General features: G+C 59.2%; 13 protein-coding genes. 4 read left to right on the top strand and 9 right to left on the bottom strand.

The annotated features are described in order from the left end of the window. The first annotated feature begins 18 nt into the window (after positions 1-18). Positions 19-1,221 (top strand): AI-2E family transporter, encoded by a 1,203-nt coding sequence (locus DTJ15_RS02975; RefSeq protein ID WP_086431072.1) that lies wholly within the window; start codon positions 19-21, stop codon positions 1,219-1,221. 13 nt (positions 1,222-1,234) lie between these two features. Here DTJ15_RS02975 and DTJ15_RS02970 read toward each other — a convergent pair whose 3' ends face one another. The 4 genes from DTJ15_RS02970 to DTJ15_RS02955 form a co-directional block, all read right to left on the bottom strand. Beyond that, entirely contained in the window at positions 1,235-1,651 is a 417-nt protein-coding gene (locus DTJ15_RS02970; RefSeq protein ID WP_043560501.1) for a hypothetical protein, read from the bottom strand. Next, positions 1,635-2,789, bottom strand: a complete 1,155-nt coding sequence (locus tag DTJ15_RS02965) for a DegT/DnrJ/EryC1/StrS aminotransferase family protein (RefSeq protein ID WP_227656582.1) — start codon at positions 2,787-2,789, stop codon at positions 1,635-1,637. Before DTJ15_RS02965 ends, DTJ15_RS02970 begins: the two co-directional genes overlap by 17 nt. Before the next feature lie 4 nt (positions 2,790-2,793). Beyond that, positions 2,794-3,195 carry a MarR family transcriptional regulator gene (locus DTJ15_RS02960; RefSeq protein ID WP_249109360.1) on the bottom strand — a complete coding sequence of 134 codons (402 nt, stop codon included), beginning with the start codon at positions 3,193-3,195 and terminating at the stop codon, positions 2,794-2,796. 240 nt (positions 3,196-3,435) lie between these two features. After that, complete coding sequence (locus tag DTJ15_RS02955) at positions 3,436-4,842, bottom strand: M17 family metallopeptidase (RefSeq protein ID WP_249109359.1); 1,407 nt, start codon at positions 4,840-4,842, stop codon at positions 3,436-3,438. Positions 4,843-4,941: 99 nt separating this feature from the next. On the opposite strand from DTJ15_RS02955, the gene DTJ15_RS02950 reads away from it, so the two are divergent. The 3 genes from DTJ15_RS02950 (at position 4,942) to fdxA (ending at position 8,267) form a co-directional block, all read left to right on the top strand. Continuing rightward, positions 4,942-7,548, top strand: a complete 2,607-nt coding sequence (locus DTJ15_RS02950; protein WP_249109358.1) for a helicase-related protein — start codon at positions 4,942-4,944, stop codon at positions 7,546-7,548. Then, positions 7,545-7,832, top strand: a complete 288-nt coding sequence (locus tag DTJ15_RS02945; RefSeq protein WP_043560508.1) for an RNA-binding S4 domain-containing protein — start codon at positions 7,545-7,547, stop codon at positions 7,830-7,832. The genes DTJ15_RS02950 and DTJ15_RS02945 overlap by 4 nt, the downstream gene beginning before the upstream one ends. Positions 7,833-7,934: 102 nt before the next feature. Beyond that, positions 7,935-8,267: a ferredoxin FdxA gene (gene fdxA, locus DTJ15_RS02940; RefSeq protein ID WP_043561359.1), complete on the top strand. Its 333-nt coding sequence runs from the start codon at positions 7,935-7,937 to the stop codon at positions 8,265-8,267. Positions 8,268-8,431: 164 nt separating this feature from the next. Here fdxA and cyoD read toward each other — a convergent pair whose 3' ends face one another. The 5 genes from cyoD to DTJ15_RS02915 all read right to left on the bottom strand — a co-directional run bounded on the left by cyoD (position 8,432) and on the right by DTJ15_RS02915 (position 13,604). Continuing rightward, positions 8,432-8,770, bottom strand: coding sequence for a cytochrome o ubiquinol oxidase subunit IV (gene cyoD / locus DTJ15_RS02935; protein ID WP_043560511.1), 339 nt, complete (start codon positions 8,768-8,770; stop codon positions 8,432-8,434). Beyond that, positions 8,770-9,384, bottom strand: coding sequence for a cytochrome o ubiquinol oxidase subunit III (cyoC, locus tag DTJ15_RS02930; RefSeq protein ID WP_043561362.1), 615 nt, complete (start codon positions 9,382-9,384; stop codon positions 8,770-8,772). The genes cyoD and cyoC overlap by 1 nt, the downstream gene beginning before the upstream one ends. Positions 9,385-9,402: 18 nt before the next feature. After that, entirely contained in the window at positions 9,403-11,400 is a 1,998-nt protein-coding gene (locus tag DTJ15_RS02925; protein WP_043560513.1) for a cbb3-type cytochrome c oxidase subunit I, read from the bottom strand. Positions 11,401-11,414: 14 nt separating this feature from the next. Next, on the bottom strand, positions 11,415-12,407 hold the full coding sequence (gene cyoA / locus DTJ15_RS02920) for a ubiquinol oxidase subunit II (protein WP_227431357.1): 993 nt from the start codon (positions 12,405-12,407) through the stop codon (positions 11,415-11,417). Between the two features lie 432 nt (positions 12,408-12,839). Further along, the gene (locus tag DTJ15_RS02915) at positions 12,840-13,604 is read right to left on the bottom strand and encodes a Bax inhibitor-1/YccA family protein (RefSeq protein ID WP_248460507.1); all 765 of its coding nucleotides are present in this window, start codon (positions 13,602-13,604) and stop codon (positions 12,840-12,842) included. Positions 13,605-13,697 lie beyond the last annotated feature (93 nt).

Genomic DNA, 13,697 nt, shown 5'->3' with positions numbered 1-13,697 from the left:
CAGGAACTGCCCCGCCCGATGTCTTTTTTCTTCAACCGCCCTCCCATTCCTGCGGCACAGCAGACTCCCGCCAATGCGCTGGACCGTATCTACGGCATCATTCGCCTGACGTTATGGCTTTCCCTCATCATGCTGGCCATCTGGCTCATGGGCGAGGTACTGGCGGTCCTGTTTGCTGCCACACTGATGGCCATTGTTCTGCACGGGCTGGCCCGCATCCTGCGGCGACACATGAAATTCATTCCCTATCCGGTTGCTGTCAGCCTTGTCGCCCTCGCTGTCATTGGCATCATGACGGCTCTGGTCTGGAGCAACGGCCCGGCCATCGGGGAACAGTTCATTGCCCTCAAGAACGCCCTGGTTGCACAGTCCGGTGACATGCACCAGCATCTCTCCCAGACAACCATCGGGCAGATGGTGCTGGACCACCTGCCCGTCTCGCTGGGCGGCAATGATGCAACAACCCCCCTCAGCAGCTTTGGCTTTGGTCTTGCCGGGTCCGTCACCGGCCTGCTGGGCAGCGCTTTCGGTCTGGTTGGTACGCTCTTTGTCGTGCTGATTTCAGCCTTCTATTTTGCCGTCTCCCCGTCCCTCTACATCAACGGCTTTCTTCGGCTCGTACCGCCCGACCAGCGGGAAACCGCCCGCAACCTCCTCTACAGTGCAGGCAACACTCTCTGGGCATGGACCGCCGGACAGGCTCTGGACATGCTGGCTGTCGGTCTTTTCTCCGGCCTCGGCCTATATCTGATCGGCATTCCGCTGGCCCTTGCTCTGGGTGTCGTGGCCGGGCTCTGCAACTTCATACCCTATATCGGGGCCATCCTGGGGGCTGTGCCCGCCCTGCTCATCAGCCTGTCCCTCGGCACACGAGAGGCTTTCTTCGTGGCCATTCTCTACAGCATCATCCAGTTCTGCGAAGGGAACATCCTGGCCCCCCTCATCCAGCGGCGGGCCGTTCACATGCCGCCTGCTCTGGCCATCCTGTCACAGAGTGTTTTCGGCTCCATCCTTGGTGTGCCAGGGCTTGTGCTGGCGTCCCCCATCACGGCCGCTCTGCTGGCCGTGTTTGACAAGGCGACTCCACCACTGGCGGATGCTACAAAAACCCAGCTGGAAACCAGTGAGCTGACCCAGCTGGAAATGGCCAGAAACAGGCAGGAACAATCTGACAGCACAAAAAAGGAGACGGATGGCTCAACCTCTCCGCCCAAGAAATGAGCGACTTTCCCCCTCAGGGAAGATCAGGCAGATGGAGTGTCCCACGTTCGAAAGAACGCATCCGGTACGCCCCACCTGCCTTTGTCTGGATACCCACCACATCGGCACCATGCCGGAAGTGCCAGGCTGACAGAATGACGGCCTGACCATCGGCACTGGAAAGCTGATAAACAGCCTCCGCCGGTGTATCCTTGGGGGGGACCTCGCCAGAAATTCCCCAGCCTGTCTGGTGCTGGTGCAGCCACTGGTTCATGGCCGTGATCTCATCGGCCATGAGGTTCCGCTCTTCTCCAGCTTCCTGCACTGTCCCACGGGCAATGTCCGGCAGGGACCAAGGGCGCAGAATGGGCCACGCCACCGTCCAGATCAGCACGACCGGCACGATCACCGCCACCGCAAAAACCAGAAGAAACTTATTGTTGCGGCTCATCCTGCTCCTCCGCCCATGTTCCAGTCACAGCCAGCACATGCGCAACCGCCTCATCAGAAAGATCAGGATGGATCGGCAGGGCCAGCACATGCTCTCCTATCCTCTCTGCCACAGGCAGGGCAACGCCATCATGCACCGCCCGGTACGCTGGCTGCTGATGCAACGGCATGGGATAATAGATGGCCGTGGCGATTTCCGCCTCGGCAAGGCGGGCCCGCAAACTGTCCCGCAGGGCACGGGATGGCAGGGTCACGCAATAGACAGCCCAAGCGCTCTGGCTTTCCGGCACCCGTGCTGGCGGACGGACCAGCGACGGCAGACCAGCATCATAAGCACAGGCCACAGCCTCACGCCTCTTCAGCTCCTCATCAAAAACATCCATCTTGGCCAACAGAACAGCTGCCTGAAGACTGTCCAGCCGGGCATTCAGCCCGATGCGCTGCACGTCATAACGCTGCGGCCCTTCCCCATGGCTTCTCAGAGAGCGATAAAGTGCGGCCCTGTCGTCATCGTCCGTCAGGACGGCCCCGCCATCGCCATAACATCCCAACGGTTTGGAAGGGAAAAAGGACAAAGTCGTGGCTCTGGCCTCATGCCCCAGCCGGCGCCCCCTATAAGAAGCGCCAAAGGACTGGGCGCAGTCCGCAACAAGAAAAAGCCCTTCCCGGGTGGCAAGGTCGTTCAGCTCATCCCATGGGGCTGGCTGCCCGAACAGATCCACCCCCATGATGGCTACAGGTTTCAGACGACCATCCTGCCGGACATCCGCCAGACGCTGCTCCAGAGATGGCAGGCTGATCTGGAAGGTATGCGGGTCCACATCCACAAAAACTGGCACCGCCCCCAGCAGAAGCACCACCTCCGCAGTGGCCGTGTAGGTAAAGGCTGGCAGAAAAACCGCCATGCCGGGGCCAATGCCCTCCGCCATCAGAACCATCAGCAGAGCATCCGTCCCGGAGGACACGCCGACAGCATGTCTGGCACCGCCATGACGGGCCAGACGCTCCTCCAGCTCCGCCACTTCCGGCCCCATTACGAAACGGCAATGAGCCAGAACCCGATCCAGCCGCTCCCGCAGGGCCGCCCCAAGACGCCTCTGCTGGGCGGGCAGGTCGAGAAAAGAAACAGGCCCGGACAAGAAATCAGCCAGCCCGACGGGTCTGGAGAGACGCCACGGATGAAAGAATAGGCGCACGGACGACCACATCATCAGCGCAGGCTTCTTCCATCACGCCACGCAGGTCCCGCAAATAGGCCGAGCCTTTCAGGGTTCGCTGAACAAGAATGGAACGACGGTCCAGCGGGTCCACCTTGCGGCGGGCCAGATCAAGCTCGCTCAATCGGTCCAGCGCACGGGTAATAGCTGGTTTGGACACATTGAGAGACTGGGCAAGGCCCCGCACCGTATGGGCGCCATCTTCCAGATAGCAGCTCAGAAACACAGCCAGCTGACGGGCAGAAAGATCCGGCCCCTCACCACGTACTGTGGAAACGATCGTATCACGCAGCAACTGAAGCATGCGATTATCAGCATTCCGACTCATAACAAAAGCCCCATCGTTTCCCGGTTTCACACACCCTATCATCCTGCCGGCCCAGCAAGCCTTCCGGCTGTGGTATCAGACGCACCTGTATAGGGATTTCATTCTACTATCCATTCTGTGACGTTTTCACATCGAAATGACAAGCACTCTCAGCGCAAGGCAGCCATTCCAAAACCCGTTTCCCTTGCAAAAGGCAAGAAAAAACAGGTTGCTGCACACAAGATTACAAATTGTTTCTTTTCAGAAACTTTCCGAGAACGCACGGAAAAGTGCCCTCAGGGCCAGCACCTCCCCGCCTGCGGGACGACCGGGCCGGGCCGTGTCATTCCACGCATAGGTATCCACATGCGCCCATCTCTGCCCTTCCGGAACGAAACGCTGGAGGAACAGGGCTGCCGTGATCGCCCCGGCCATCGGGCGGGATGACAGGTTGTTGCAGTCCGCAATGGAGCTGTCCATCCAGCCGTCATAATCTGCCCAGAGCGGCAGCTGCCAGAGCGGGTCGTGAGCTTCCCTGCCGGAGGTCAGGATATGGTCCGCCAGCTCCTCGTCATTGCTGAAAAGGGCAGGCAGGTCAGGCCCCAGAGCCACACGGGCGGCCCCCGTCAGCGTCGCCGCATCCAACAGGACGTCAGGCTGGCTCTCGGCAGCCTCTGCCAGAAGGTCTGCCAGAACGAGACGCCCCTCCGCATCCGTGTTGCCCACCTCGACACGCAGCCCCCTTCGGGTTGTCAGCACGTCCCCCGGGCGCATGGCATGGCCGGAGACGCTGTTCTCCACACAGCCGAGGCGGATTTCCAGCGCAATGTCGGTTCCGGCATCCAGCAGGGCACAGGCCAGTGCCAGCATCAGGGCAGCCCCGCCCATGTCCTTCTTCATCTTCGCCATGGAGGAGCCGGGCTTGATGTCATACCCGCCCGTATCGAAGCAGACGCCCTTCCCCACGAGGGACAGGCGGGGAGCATCCTTGCTCCGGCCATCCCGGCGGCCGATCACGACCACGGCTGGTCTGTCCGACCCGGCACCCACCGCCGCCAGACAGGGATAGGCTTTCTCCAGAGCCTCACCTTCCACCAGCTCAACCGCAACCTTCCGCTCCTCCAGCATCCTGCGGGCAGCAGTAGCCAGCTCCGCCGGTCCCATGAGATTGGCGGGCGTGTTGATAAGGCCCCGCCCCAGCCAGGCAGCCCGGGCCAGAATCCGGGCCTCTCTCCCGAGGCTGGCCGGAATGCAGAGTTTTGGCCCCGTCTTCTGGTCTTTGCCTCCCTCATGCTTCAGCGAATAATCATACGCCCCAAGGCAGAACCCCAGAACCAGCTCCTCCAGCATGGCGTCGTGAGCGGCGTCCTCCTGCCCTTCAGGCTGCGGCTGCCAGCATCCTTCCTTCAGATGGGCAGGCAGGGCACCATAAGGCATGGGGCCTCTCCCCTCCTCCACGCAGAACACGGCCCCGGCCACACCGGAACCACCCGGCAGGAAGGTGAACTGCCCCGCACGCCCCTCGAAGCCCTGCTGCCGCAGGAAGGCCTCATGCTCCCCCAACAGGTGGGCAAGGGTCGCCTCATCACCCGCCTTGACCAGATGGAGGGGGAGAGCCACCCCACCATCGCCAGAGGTACAGAGGGGCAAAAACGGAGCGTCAGACATATGGATACCGTCCCATCATCCAGAGCGTGACTCTGGCCTTCCTGAAAAACTGCATGGAATGTCTTGCTTTTATCCGATTCAGGCAAGATCATTCCAGCCATGACGGGACCACATCCAGCCTTTGCCCCAGCCACTTCCCGGCAATCGGGGGTGATCCATGCCGTACTTGGCCCCACCAACACCGGCAAGACCCATTACGCCCTGACCCGCATGATGGCGCACCAGAGCGGCATCATCGGCTTTCCCCTCCGCCTGCTGGCCCGGGAGAATTACGAGCGCCTCGTGAAGCTGAAAGGCGAGCGCCATGTCGCCCTGCTGACAGGGGAAGAAAAAATCATTCCACCGGGGGCCCGCTGGTTCTCCTGCACGGTGGAGGCCATGCCGCTGGACCGGAAGGTGGATTTTGTCGGCATTGACGAGATCCAGCTCGCCGCAGACCCGGACCGTGGCCACATCTTCACCGACCGGCTCCTCCATGCCCGTGGCAAGGGAGAAACGCTCTTTCTGGGGGCTGAGACCATCCGGGGGCTGCTCCGGCAGCTGGTTCCCGGCATCACGATCGAGACCCGGGAACGCCTCTCCCGGCTGACGAACATCGGGCCGGTCAACCTCACCCGTCTGCCACCACGCTCGGCCATCGTGGCCTTCTCCGCCACGGAGGTATATGCCATTGCCGAGGCCATCCGGCAGAAACGGGGTGGCTGTGCCATCATCATGGGCCGTCTCAGCCCCCGTACCCGCAATGCACAGGTCGCCCTCTACCAGAACCGGGATGTGGACTATCTCGTGGCTACCGACGCCATCGGAATGGGGCTGAACATGGATGTGGACCATGTCGCCCTCGCCGCCCTGCACAAGTTTGACGGCCAGAACTCCCGTGCCCTCACGCCGCAGGAAGTCGCCCAGATCACCGGTCGGGCTGGCCGGGGCATGAGGGATGGTACCTTCGGCACGACGGCCTCCTGCCCGCCCATGAGCCAGCAGCTCGTCAAGGCGGTGGAAGACCATGAGTTCGAGGCCATCAAGGCCGTCTACTGGCGGCAGACGGCTCTGGATTACACCTCGCCCGAAACGCTTCTCAACAGCCTGATGCGCAAGCCTCCCCGCCCCGGCCTGATCACCGGGCGTACGGCCTCCGATCTGGATGTCCTGACCGGCCTCATGCAGATGGACGACATCCGGGAAGTGGCCCGTGGCCACAGGGCAACGGAACTGCTCTGGGATGTCTGCCAGATTCCGGACTTCCGCAAGCTGGGCGATGGCAGCCATACACGCCTCTGTGCCCGCCTGTTCCTTGACCTCCTGAAACATCGCCGCATCCCTCCGGCGTGGATGGAAGGCCAGCTGAGAGGGCTGGACAGGCTGGATGGCGACATGGACACACTGATGCACCGGCTCTCCGGCGTGCGGGTCTGCGCCTATGTGGCTGCCCGGACGGGCTGGATGCACCAGAGCCGCCAGTGGCAGGAACGCTGCCGTGCCGTGGAGGACCGCCTCTCCGACACGCTGCATGAACGGCTGAAGGAACGCTTCGTCAACAGGCGGGCCACCGCCCTGCTCCGCCGTCCTGAACCCGGGGCGGCCTCCGAGGCTCTCCATGCCGTCACCCCCCAGAACCGCATCATCGTGGAAGGGCACGAGGTCGGGCAGATTGTGGGCTTCACCATGCAGATCGACACGCCCGCCGACAGCCGGGAGGGTGACCTGCTGCGCCGGGCAGGCAGGCGTGCCCTGCGGCAGGCCATGCCCGCCCGGATACGCCATTTCCTCACACAGGACATCAGCCGGTTCACCCTGACCGATGACAGGCAGATTCACTGGGAAGGTGCCCCCATTGCCACCCTCGTGCGGGGCGATGACCTGTTTCACCCCCTCATCCAGCTTCTGCCCGGTGAGTTTCAGGACAACCACCAGAGCCGACAGGTACAGACCCATCTTCAGGCCCTGATGACGGAGCGGATCAGCACCGTTCTGGAATTCTTTTTCCGTCTGGAAGACAAGCTGCAGGACAGTCCCACCCTGCGTGGCCTCTATTACCGCCTGCGGGAGGATGGCGGCACCACCCCTACCCTGCCCGAAGACCGCACCCTTACCCCTGCCGAGAGAAAACGCCTGCACCGCAGCGGGGTTCGCATCGGCTGGCGGCAGGTCTACTGCCCGCAGCTGTTCCGCCCGGCCTGCCTGCCGATGATGGTCCTGCTGCACAACATCTGGCATGACCGCCAGCAGGCCACACCCGATGCCGCCCGCATCTGTCTCACAAGCGATGGCCATCCCATCCCCCCGCCGGGCTGGGAAAAGGCCGGCCCCGTGCATGTCCGTCTGGACAGGCTGGATGCCCTGCTCTCCACCCTTCGCCCTCATGGCAGGCAGCCCGGCCACAATATCATGGCTCCCGACACACTGGCTTCATCCCTCGGGATAAAGGCGGCCCTGCTGCCCGCCCTGCTCAAGAGCCTGAACATTCCCCATCATGCGCCGCAGCCGCTTTCGGCCGGGCAGTATGGCGTCGCCTCGCCCCTCATCATTCTGGGTCGGACGGGCCACAGGGACACACGGCCTTCCGGCCGCCAGAAAGGCACCGAACGGCGCAGGAACCGGCAACAGAAACCGTCTGCTGACCGCAGGGAACAGAAAGCCGCCCAGAAGCAGGCCGACTCACCATTCGCAGCCCTCCGGAACTGGTCATCTGGCAGATCATCATGATGGACGGACAGCGGCTTGATCTCTGGCTCTATTACACCCGCCTAGCCAAAACCCGTGGTCTCTGCGCCGCCTTCATCCGCAAGGGACGGGTTCGCATCAACGGGCAGCGGACCCACAAGACCCATGCCCGCCTCCGGTTGGGAGACATCGTCAGCTTCGCCTCTCCCCACCGTCAGGGGGAGGTCTGCGTATGGCGTGTCATGCAGCTGGGAGAGCGGCGTGGTCCTGCCAGAGAGGCCGCCCTCCTTTATGAACGGATCGAGGAAAAGACGGCCAATTTCTGACAATAGGCTTGCAAAAGGCCCTCCGCTTTCGGCATATCAGTGCTGGAATCTTTGAAATGGGCCGTTTGGCTGGCCTGCAACACCAAACCGGAGACGGCAATAATGGCCTATGTGGTCACAGAAAACTGTGTTCGCTGCAAGTTCATGGACTGTGTGGAAGTCTGCCCCGTTGACTGCTTCTACGCTGGTGAGAACTTCCTCGTCATCAATCCTGATGAATGCATTGACTGCGGCGTGTGCGAGCCTGAGTGCCCGGCAGAAGCCATCTTCCCCGACAGTGATGCCCGTGCCGCTGACTGGATGGAGATCAATGCCAAATATTCAGCCATCTGGCCGAACATGAGCCAGAAGGGCACGCCCCCGGCCGACCGTGAGGAATGGAACGGCAAGGAAGGCAAGCGTGAGATGCTCTCCGAAGAGCCACACAAGGACTGACGCCAGCCTTCTTCCTGCTGGAACGGAGCAGAACCTCCGGGGGGAATTGTCCCTCCGGGGGTTTTTCTTTGCATGGCTGCCACGGCTGCATCACACATAAAAAAAACCGGTGGAGGTTTCCCCCCACCGGTTTCTTCATGTCGCTGACATGATGGGCCGGTCTATCAACCAGCCATCATGTTCGCCTGAGCGTCCCAGAGAACGAACAGATACCCGGCAACCACGATCAGGACCATCAGGGCCGTCACGATGAAAGCTGCCAGATTCTGCCGCTGGGAGAGGCTCTTCGTACCCATGTGCAGGAAGAAGATCAGATGGACGACCATCTGGACCGCAGCCAGCACACCGAGAATGGCAATCGTCTGCCAGAAGGAGAAGGCCTTGCTGAGAACAGTGGCAAAGGATGCCACTGTCAGGACCACGGCAAGGATGAACCCTACAATGTAGGAGCCATAGGAGCCGTGATTTTCACCTTCGTGCGATGTCGTATGATTCCCGCTCATTAGACAACACTCCCCAGGTAAACGAAGGAAAAGACGCAGATCCAGACGATGTCAAGGAAATGCCAGAACAGGCTCAGGCACGTCAGTTTCGTCTGCATCCGGGTGCTAAGCCCCTGTTTGCCCATGATCTGGAAGAACAGGACCAGCATCCAGATCAGACCGATCGTGACATGCAGCCCGTGTGTCCCTACCAGCGTGAAGAAAGAAGACAGGAAGGCGGACTTGTCCGGCCCTGCGCCGTGAGCCACGAGCTCGTGGAACTCGTTGATCTCCAGAACGACGAAGGACACGCCGAGCACGAAGGTCAGCAGCAGCCAACCCAGCACGGCACCCTTGTTCTTCTTGTGGGCGTTGATGGAAGCAAAGCCGTAGGTGATGGAGGAGAAAAGCAGGATGGCTGTTTCGATCTCAACATTCTTGATATCGAACAGGTCCTTCCCCGTCGGCCCACCAGCAAAGTGATGGCAGAGTGTAGCAAAGACGGCAAACAGCGTGCCGAAAATGATACAGTCCGTCATCAGGTAGATCCAGAAACCAAAGATCGTGGTTTCCTGCTGATGATGCTCATGCTCATCGTGATGAGCAGAGGGCGCGTGCATTACGTCATAAGACATGGTTTTCATCGCCTCCCTTTACTCTGCTGCCTTGGCAGCGGCAAGCCGCCGGGCAAAAGCTTCTTCATCAGCACGGATCTCTTCCACGGTGACGTAGAAATCAACATCCAGGTTCGCACTGCGGTGAACGATGGTGAAGAAGGCTACGACCAGCCCTACGATCACAGCCCACCAGATGTGCCAGACCAGCGCAAAGCCGATCAGCAGCCCGCAGGCACCCAGCATCGGGCCAACAGCCGAATATTTCGGCATGTGGATCGGCTCCAGCTCGGAGACCGGTGCCGGGCGACCCAGCTCCTTCTCGATATGGAACGTATCCAGGCCACGGATGACCGGCAGACGTGCGAAGTTGTAGTGCGGAACCGGAGATGGAAGGGACCATTCCAGCGTACGGCCAGAACCCCAGTTGTCACCCGTCAGATCCAGAGCATCCGGCTTCTTGTTGACGGCGTCAAACGCAGCCAGCACGAACTGGATGACCTGGCAGGCCAGACCGGCAGCCAGAACGAACACGCCAACACAGGCCACGAGCAGCCAGGGGTGCCAGTTCGGGTTGTCGTAATGGTTCATACGACGGGTCATGCCCTCCAGACCAACAGCATAGAGCGGGATGAAGGAGAGGTAGAAACCGACGAACCAGAAACGGAACGCCCATTTACCCCAGACATCGCGCATCTTGTAGCCGAAAGCCTTCGGGAACCAGTAGCTCAGACCAGCCACGTAACCGAAGAACACACCACCAATAATCACGTTATGGAAGTGCGCCACCAGGAACAGGGAGTTGTGGATCACCCAGTCTGCTGCCGGCATGGCCATCATGACACCGGTCATACCACCGATGGAGAAGGTGATCATGAAGCCGACGATCCAGTGCATCGGACCTTCGAAGCGGACACGCCCCTTGTACATGGTGAAGAGCCAGTTGAAGATCTTCACACCCGTCGGCACGGCGATGAACATCGTCATGATACCGAAGAAGGTGTTCACATCAGCACCAGCACCCATCGTGAAGAAGTGGTGAACCCACACGATGCTGCCCAGGAAGGTGATGATACCCGTTGCGATGACCATCGTGGCATAACCGAAGAGCGGCTTGCCGGAGAAGGTCGCTGCAATTTCGGAGAACACACCGAAGGCAGGCAGGATGAGGATGTAAACTTCCGGATGACCCCAGGACCAGATCAGGTTCAGGTAGAGCATGACGCTACCGCCACCATCATTGGTAAAGAAGTGCATGCCGAGGTAACGATCCAGAGCCAGCAGAGCCATGGAAACCGTCAGAACCGGGAAGGTCGTCAGGATCATGATGCAGGCAAAGAAAGCCGTCCATGTGAAGACGGGAATGTGCATCCACTTCATGCCGGGGGCACGCAGCTTGATGATCGTCGTCAGGAAGTTCATCCCTGTCAGCAGAGTACCGATACCGGAGATCTGCACCGACCAGATGTAGTAATCCACACCGACGCCGGGATTGAACTGCAGTTCGGAGATCGGCGGGTAGCCGAGCCAGCCAACATTGGAGAACTCACCAATGAAGAGGGAGATGTTGATGAGAATGGCACTGACGAGCGTCATGTAGAAGCTGATCGAGTTGATCAGCGGGAACGCAACGTCGCGCGCACCAATCTGCAATGGCACCACGAAGTTGAACAGGGCCTGCATCATCACCATGGCCATGAAGAAGATCATGATCGTACCATGGGCCGAGAAGACCTGGTCATAATGGTGCGGAGGCAGATAACCGGGGTTACCTGCGTAGGCAAGGGCAAGCTGTGTACGCATCATCAGCGCATCGGCAAAGCCACGCACAAGCATGACGAGACCGAGAACAACATACATGATGGCGAGCTTCTTGTGGTCGACCGTGGTCAGCCACTCGCGCCACAGATAACCCCATTTTTTGAAATAGGTGACCGCCGCAAGAACGGCAATCCCGATTACAGCCACACCGATGAATGTACCGACAAGAATCGGCACATCATACGGTATGGACGAAAGGGTAAGTTTTCCGAGCATCTTTAGATCAGTCCTCACATGCCGGTATTGGAAGGTGCAGCCGTATGAGACTCAGCAGGCATGTCCATGGACTTGTCGCCCATGCTCGTGCCGTGGTTCTCATGGGTCATGCCGACATTGTATTTCGCAACAATGCTCTCAAACAGCCCAGACTGTACGTTGGAGAAATACACGACCGGAGCCGGCTTGGGTGCCTCAGCATGCGGGGCAGCCGGTGCGGCGTGATATTTCAGGTACGTCTGTGCATCCAAGGCTTCCTTGGCTGCGAGCGGATTGTCGCCACTGCGTACATTCTGTACCCAGGCGTCAAACTGCTCCTGCGGCATGGCAATCGTGCGGAAGCGCATGTCGGAGAAGCCCGGCCCCGTGTACTGGGCGGCCTCACCCTGGAAATTGCCCGGGCGGCTTGCCATCAGGTGGAGCTGTGTTTCCATCCCGGCCATGCTGTAGATCTGTGACCCCAGCTGCGGAATGAAGAACGATGTCATCACACTGTCAGACGTAATCCGGAAATCCAGAGGTGTCTTTGTGGGGACATCCAGCTCGTTGATGGTTGCAATCCCAAGGTCTGGGTAAATGAACAGCCACTTCCAGTCCAGGGAAACAACTTCCACATGGAGCGGCTTTGCATCGGGCGCACCAACTTTTACCTGCATCTCTTTGGAGATGGGCTTGTACGGGTCGTAATAATGCGTGCTCCAGTAATTGAAGACACTCAGAACAAGAATGATCAGAATGGGGACACCCCAGATGAACACTTCAATCTTGTTTGAATGTGACCAGTTCCGCAGATATTCCGCCTTCGTATTGGAAGCCCGGTATTTCCAGGCAAATACGAGTGTCGCAATAATCACCGGAACCACAACGCACATCATGACGGCCCATTCAAGCACCATCATGTCGCGATTACCTTCCCCGATCGGGCCGGCTGGCTGAAGAAGATCAACCGTACAGCCCGACAGCATCAATGCAGGCAACGCCGGGAAAAATCGCCAGAGTCTTTTCATGGATCCTGCCTCTATCTGTTGTTCCGCCGTAAAAAGGCCGGAACACTTTCTGACACAGTCAGGACAGCGCGATCGCCACCGAACGTTGTCATCTTATATGTGCCTTTCCCGTTCGTATCCTGACAACAGAAGGGAACTCCCTCCGTACTCAATATGAAATATGGAGCCCTGAGACCCCAGTGCCGCCCACTTTATTCTTCCCGAATAACGGAGATTACAAGGGGGCAAGCCTCATAAAAAAAAGGAACCCCGTCGGTCTTTTTAAAAAAAGACCGGTTATCTGCCATTTCTGAGAAAACATCATATTTTCATCAAAAACAAGAAGATGATCGCTTAATTTTCCATTTTCCTTTCAACCGCAAAAAATCGCAACAAAAAAGGAGCCCGGAGGCTCCTCTTCCTGTCAGGGCACTGACCCGACTCATCAGTGGATCAATCGCGCCCACCAGATCTTGTTCCTGTAAACTGCAGCAGGAACTGAAAGAGATTTACAAAATTCAGATACATCGTCAGGGCATCATAGATCCCCATCTTCCCCGTCTCTTCAGCCGGAAGGACAGACGCATACTGCTGATAGGAAAGCTTGATGCGCTGGGTGTCATAAGCTGTCAGCCCCGTGAACAGCAGCACCCCGATGAAAGATATGGCCACTGTCAGCCCATGGGCCGGGATGAACATGTTGACCAGAGAAGCGATCACCAGACCTATCAGCCCCATCGTCAGGAACGACCCCATCCCCATGAGGGACCGGTTCGTCACATACCCCCAGAGAGACATGACGCCATACAGGGAGGCGGCAATAAAGAATGTCCGGACAACAGAAGACCCTGTGTAGGCCAGAAGCAGCGATGCCATGCTGACGCCCATGGCCACGCTGAACAGCACAAACAGAAGCTGCACTGTCGAACGGGAGAGACGGTTCACACCAAAGGACAGCACCATGACAAAGACCAGAGGGGCGAAAACACTCACCATCCCCAGTCCGGTCGGAGCCAGCGCAAAAGCATCCCCTCTCTGCACGACATGAAAGAACAGCGCCCGGAGCGACGTATGGACCACGGCATAGGCCGTCACCCCCGTTATCCCCAGAGCAAGAGCCATCCAGTTGTAGACACGCAGCATGTAAGCCCGCAGACCCGCATCAAAAGCGGCAGCCGCCTGTCCTCGTGTTGTCTCGTAATCGGAATGGAAAGCCATGATATCCACTTGCTGCGATAAGTCTTCAGGGGGGACTCACTGGGCCCGTCCCTATCGTTCCCGTAGAATGTGGGGTAGTTTCTTCCCAAGTCA

Origin of the sequence: Parasaccharibacter sp. TMW 2.1891 (genome assembly GCF_023337675.1) — a bacterium.
In the GTDB taxonomy this organism is placed as follows: Bacteria; Pseudomonadota; Alphaproteobacteria; order Acetobacterales; family Acetobacteraceae; genus Bombella; species Bombella apis.
The sequence above is the reverse complement of the archived record's forward strand: the minus strand, read 5'-3'. Positions and strand labels throughout refer to the sequence as shown.

Excerpts from the sequence above, each read along its gene's own strand:
- DTJ15_RS02975 (WP_086431072.1), top strand. The coding sequence starts at position 19 with ATGTCTTTTTTCTTCAACCGCCCTCCCATTCCTGCGGCACAGCAGACT.
- DTJ15_RS02970 (WP_043560501.1), bottom strand. The coding sequence starts at position 1,651 with ATGAGCCGCAACAATAAGTTTCTTCTGGTTTTTGCGGTGGCGGTGATC.
- DTJ15_RS02960 (WP_249109360.1), bottom strand. The coding sequence starts at position 3,195 with ATGAGTCGGAATGCTGATAATCGCATGCTTCAGTTGCTGCGTGATACG.
- DTJ15_RS02955 (WP_249109359.1), bottom strand. The coding sequence starts at position 4,842 with ATGTCTGACGCTCCGTTTTTGCCCCTCTGTACCTCTGGCGATGGTGGG.
- DTJ15_RS02950 (WP_249109358.1), top strand. The coding sequence starts at position 4,942 with ATGACGGGACCACATCCAGCCTTTGCCCCAGCCACTTCCCGGCAATCG.
- DTJ15_RS02945 (WP_043560508.1), top strand. The coding sequence starts at position 7,545 with ATGATGGACGGACAGCGGCTTGATCTCTGGCTCTATTACACCCGCCTA.
- fdxA (WP_043561359.1), top strand. The coding sequence starts at position 7,935 with ATGGCCTATGTGGTCACAGAAAACTGTGTTCGCTGCAAGTTCATGGAC.
- cyoD (WP_043560511.1), bottom strand. The coding sequence starts at position 8,770 with ATGAGCGGGAATCATACGACATCGCACGAAGGTGAAAATCACGGCTCC.
- cyoC (WP_043561362.1), bottom strand. The coding sequence starts at position 9,384 with ATGTCTTATGACGTAATGCACGCGCCCTCTGCTCATCACGATGAGCAT.
- DTJ15_RS02925 (WP_043560513.1), bottom strand. The coding sequence starts at position 11,400 with ATGCTCGGAAAACTTACCCTTTCGTCCATACCGTATGATGTGCCGATT.
- cyoA (WP_227431357.1), bottom strand. The coding sequence starts at position 12,407 with ATGAAAAGACTCTGGCGATTTTTCCCGGCGTTGCCTGCATTGATGCTG.
- DTJ15_RS02915 (WP_248460507.1), bottom strand. The coding sequence starts at position 13,604 with ATGGCTTTCCATTCCGATTACGAGACAACACGAGGACAGGCGGCTGCC.